Origin of the sequence: Streptococcus sp. GMD1S (assembly GCF_000296875.1) — a bacterium.
Lineage (GTDB): Bacteria > Bacillota > Bacilli > Lactobacillales > Streptococcaceae > Streptococcus.
Genome location: NZ_AJQY01000470.1, coordinates 1 through 3,740, shown reverse-complemented (window position 1 = coordinate 3,740; position 3,740 = coordinate 1). Strand labels below are relative to the sequence as shown.

Sequence of the window (3,740 nt, the reverse complement as noted above, 5' to 3'; positions counted from 1 at the left end):
GCAAAGGCTGTACCCTTCAGTTTCTTACGAACTTTTGAAACATAGACTTCTACAACAGAAATCGTCGTATCGCTATCAAATCCCCATAGACGGTCAAAAATTTGTGTCTTGGGAAGAATGACATTTTGATTTTGAAGGAAGTAAACCAACAATTCAAACTCTTTTCCGAGTAGTTCCACAGGCGTGTCTTCCACCTTCACTTCATTCGTTGAAAGATTGACGACAACATCCCCATAGGTCAAGGTGTTTTCATTAAACTTGCCTGAACGTTTGAGAAGGGCTTGAATCCGCATTTTGAGTTCTTCTAGGTAGAAAGGTTTGGTGAGGTAGTCATCCGCTCCCAACTCAAAACCATGTCCCTTGTCATCCAAACTTTCCTTAGCGGTCATGATAAGGACTGGTGTCGTGATTCCTTTTTCACGCAATTCTTTCAAGACTTGGAAGCCATTTTTTTCAGGCAACATAAGGTCAAGCAAGATCAAATCATAGACGCCACTCTCAGCTTCATAGAGACCTTCTTCTCCATCAAAAACCTGCATAACATCTGCAAAATCATCTAAAAAGTCAAATACTGAGTTTGACAACCCTAAGTCGTCTTCTACTAGTAAAATCTTAATCATCTTGTTCTCCTCCTGCTATAAGATACTAATCAGCTTCATCTAAGGTTATTATAAAATAAAGAATTTTTGTATCATTTTTTGGATCTTAGTATAATTCTTTAATTATTATATCATGGCTTTAACAAATGGATTAAGATTTTGTAGTGTTTTCTTCATTATTTTGGTTAGAATTGCTATCCTTGTCCTTCGTACTTCCATCTGCATTGGCTGGTTTCTTCATAGAATTGCTACCGCTTTCTTGATTATTATTTCCTTGCGGCGGCTGTCCTCCTGGCCCTCCAGGACCACCGTTACCGCCAGGAGCACCTTGTCCATCTTGACCATTCATTTGAGGTGGCATACCATTGCCATTATTTTGACCCTGTCCTTGAGGCGGTTGTCCACCGTGACTTTGCATATTATTGCCATCTTGATTATCTTGCTGGGTTTTCGATGTTTGAACGGTCGACTGCTGATTTGTTGATTTTTGAGTCAAAGAACCGAATATATAACCACCAAGCAAGCCGACCACTAAAGAACCACTTGCTACTACTGATAGCCTCCACTTGGTGCTTTTTCTACAACAATCATTTTCTCTTTATTCATTCTGTATTTTTGTTTCTGCTTTAAGTTTCTGTGAAAAAATGAAGAAGTTCTACTTCATGAATTCACCACATCCTTTCTTTAGGCTACATACATCTTAATTATTTTTTCTTAAAGAATACTAAAATATGAGAAAATTCTTAGAAAAATAATAGAAAATTTATCCAAAATATTTTTTTAAAATACGACCGTATCGTCTCAGTAAAAGATAATCCGCTATTGCTGGGGATAGAAGGTTTAATGTTGTAAAAATCTTTGTACCTTGTCCCATCAAAATCACTCTTTTACGAGATTTTATACCTTTAAGTAAAACTTGGGTTACTTGATTTGTACTTGATATAGAGATCCCCATTTCTCTCCAAACTGGATGATAAGGCTTTTCTGATGGTGTGTCTGCTGCATTGGGGCAAAAATAAGTTATATGCATCTTTTTCTGCTCCTGTATTAATTCTCGGTTCATTGATTCGATAAAAGAAAAAAGTCCGGCGCGGCTCGCCACATCTACACTATAATAGGGGAAGGCCAGCCTACCATCTGCAAAACCTCCTGAATGCACAATGGTTGCTCCTTTTTGATTTTTTAACAAAGGTAAAAAATGTTTGCTGACAAGGATAGCCCCTATTAGGTTAATCGTCATAGTTTGATTGATCTCCTCCTCAGAGTGAGATAATAAAGATTTTCGTACATCAAATCCCGTTGCATTAATAACAATATCTATATTATCCGACCACTTTTGAACTTCAGACACTGCAACTTTAATAGAAGTTTCATTCGTTATATCTACTGAGCAAATCGGAATCTTGGAAGCAATATTCTCAGAAAAACTGGCTAATTTATTCATATTGCGACCTAAAAGAAATAAATGAGCACCTGCTTGAAAAAAAGCTTGTGTATAGGCTTGTCCCAAATTTCCACTGGCACCAATAATAACGACTCTTTTATTTTTAAAATAATTGTCACCCATAACATACTACCTCATTAGTGAACCTTTTGTGATAGGTTTAATATAACAAGCCCCACAATAACTAAAGCAATTCCCAAGAGACTTGCGAACGTTACTTTTTCATGAAAAAGCAAAATAGATAGCACAGTTGTTCCAACCAAACCAACACCAGACCAAATAGCATAGACTAGATTTAGTTGTATGCCTTTCAAAGACAAAGATAGAAAGAAAAAACACAAGCCATACAAAACTAAAGCAAGAATCCCAAAAAGCATTTTCGAAAAACCTTGCGACAGTTTTAACAGACTTGTAGCAGCTATTTCAGATACAATAGCTAGAGTTAAATAAACGTAAGACATCATTGTCCTCCTAGAATCAATAGAATTGAAAAGCTAGTCGGAAAACAATTGATTTAGCGATGAGTGGAAGCGAAGCAGGTCCAAAGTGTACAAGCATTAGCTAAAATCATAGACTTGATCTTTGAATTCTTGTAAACAGGAATCTTTTTTCGTCCACATAACTCATCTAAAGAGATCTGATAAAAATCAGCTAAGCGAATCAAACTATGACTATCTATAATTGTTTTATCATTTTCCCAATTTGAGATAGTTTGACGAGTCGTCCCCAGATATTCTGCTATTTGATTCTGACTGTAGCCATTTTGTTCTCTAAATAATTTTAATTGTTTTCCTAACATCTGCATTTCCTATTTATATTATTCTTTTCTTCACGAATTGTCTAGACGAAATTCTTTAACATCCTATACAATTCTAGGTAAAATTTCTTTGACATTGCTATTATAACACGATTTTCAGGATGGACACTTTATACTGACTTCCAAAAAACAGCAGATTGCAAGATCCGCTGTTTTTTCTCTATTACTTACTTGCTTTCAAAGCCTTTTCTACTGCTGCTTTTTCACGCTTAATCAAGTCAACACGCGCTGCGATATCCTTGATACCCATACGAATGTTACGGCTAAGCGCAAGGTCAGAGAGTTGAGGTTCAAAGAAATCCTTGTACTCTGCCAAGCGTTGCTCTGTTTTAAAGATATGCGATGGGAAGATGACAAAGCTATCAAAGCTCATATCTCCACCAAGGGCTGCCTTAATCCAATCCCAGTTTTCACGCGCCCAAACCCAAACAGTTTCTTGGGTAGCTTGGTGTCCGAGGAATTGGAGGTACCATGAAGAAAGGTCTTGTGGTTTCACTACAAATTTATCTTTCCATGAGCCAATCAGGGTTTGGATATTGTCAGCATCTATACTATATGCAAGAGCTCCTGCCAACTGGCGTTTAAAGACCGCATCCGTCGCATGAGTATATAGGTCCAGATAAGTTGCGACCAAGTCCTTGGTCTCATGGTCTTTCATTTCATTGATGAGAACTTGAGCACGGATTGCTGCTGGAAGTCCTGCAAGATTTTCCTTGTGAGCTGCAAAGATTTGACTAGCGACTTGACTAGCTTCTACATCATTGGAACGAATCATCATGGAAATGGTCAACTGACGAACCAATTCGTCTTCATCTGATTCACCATCTTTGGCTTCAAAGCCAAGACGGTCATAGTTATGACGAGCCAATTTAGCAACCAG

General features: G+C 37.5%; 5 protein-coding genes and 1 pseudogene. All 6 read right to left on the bottom strand.

Annotated elements, in window-relative coordinates:
- The coding region (gene ciaR, locus GMD1S_RS11420) for a two-component system response regulator CiaR (RefSeq protein ID WP_000590633.1) at positions 1-620 on the bottom strand (620 nt) is incomplete at its 3' end.
- Between the two features lie 130 nt (positions 621-750).
- Positions 751-1,205, bottom strand: a pseudogene (locus GMD1S_RS11415) (hypothetical protein).
- A 157-nt stretch (positions 1,206-1,362) separates the two neighbouring features.
- Complete coding sequence (locus GMD1S_RS11410) at positions 1,363-2,166, bottom strand: SDR family NAD(P)-dependent oxidoreductase (RefSeq protein WP_000502735.1); 804 nt, start codon at positions 2,164-2,166, stop codon at positions 1,363-1,365.
- Between the two features lie 14 nt (positions 2,167-2,180).
- Positions 2,181-2,507 (bottom strand): DMT family transporter, encoded by a 327-nt coding sequence (locus GMD1S_RS11405; protein ID WP_009013481.1) that lies wholly within the window; start codon positions 2,505-2,507, stop codon positions 2,181-2,183.
- A 50-nt stretch (positions 2,508-2,557) separates the two neighbouring features.
- Positions 2,558-2,842: a helix-turn-helix domain-containing protein gene (locus GMD1S_RS11400; RefSeq protein WP_008283941.1), complete on the bottom strand. Its 285-nt coding sequence runs from the start codon at positions 2,840-2,842 to the stop codon at positions 2,558-2,560.
- Positions 2,843-3,023: 181 nt separating this feature from the next.
- On the bottom strand, positions 3,024-3,740 hold a 717-nt coding region (locus tag GMD1S_RS11395), incomplete at its 5' end, for an ERAP1-like C-terminal domain-containing protein (RefSeq protein WP_000707600.1).

Coding starts and splice junctions, on each gene's coding strand:
- GMD1S_RS11410 (WP_000502735.1), bottom strand. CDS start 2,166: ATGGGTGACAATTATTTTAAAAATAAAAGAGTCGTTATTATTGGTGCC.
- GMD1S_RS11405 (WP_009013481.1), bottom strand. CDS start 2,507: ATGATGTCTTACGTTTATTTAACTCTAGCTATTGTATCTGAAATAGCT.
- GMD1S_RS11400 (WP_008283941.1), bottom strand. CDS start 2,842: ATGTTAGGAAAACAATTAAAATTATTTAGAGAACAAAATGGCTACAGT.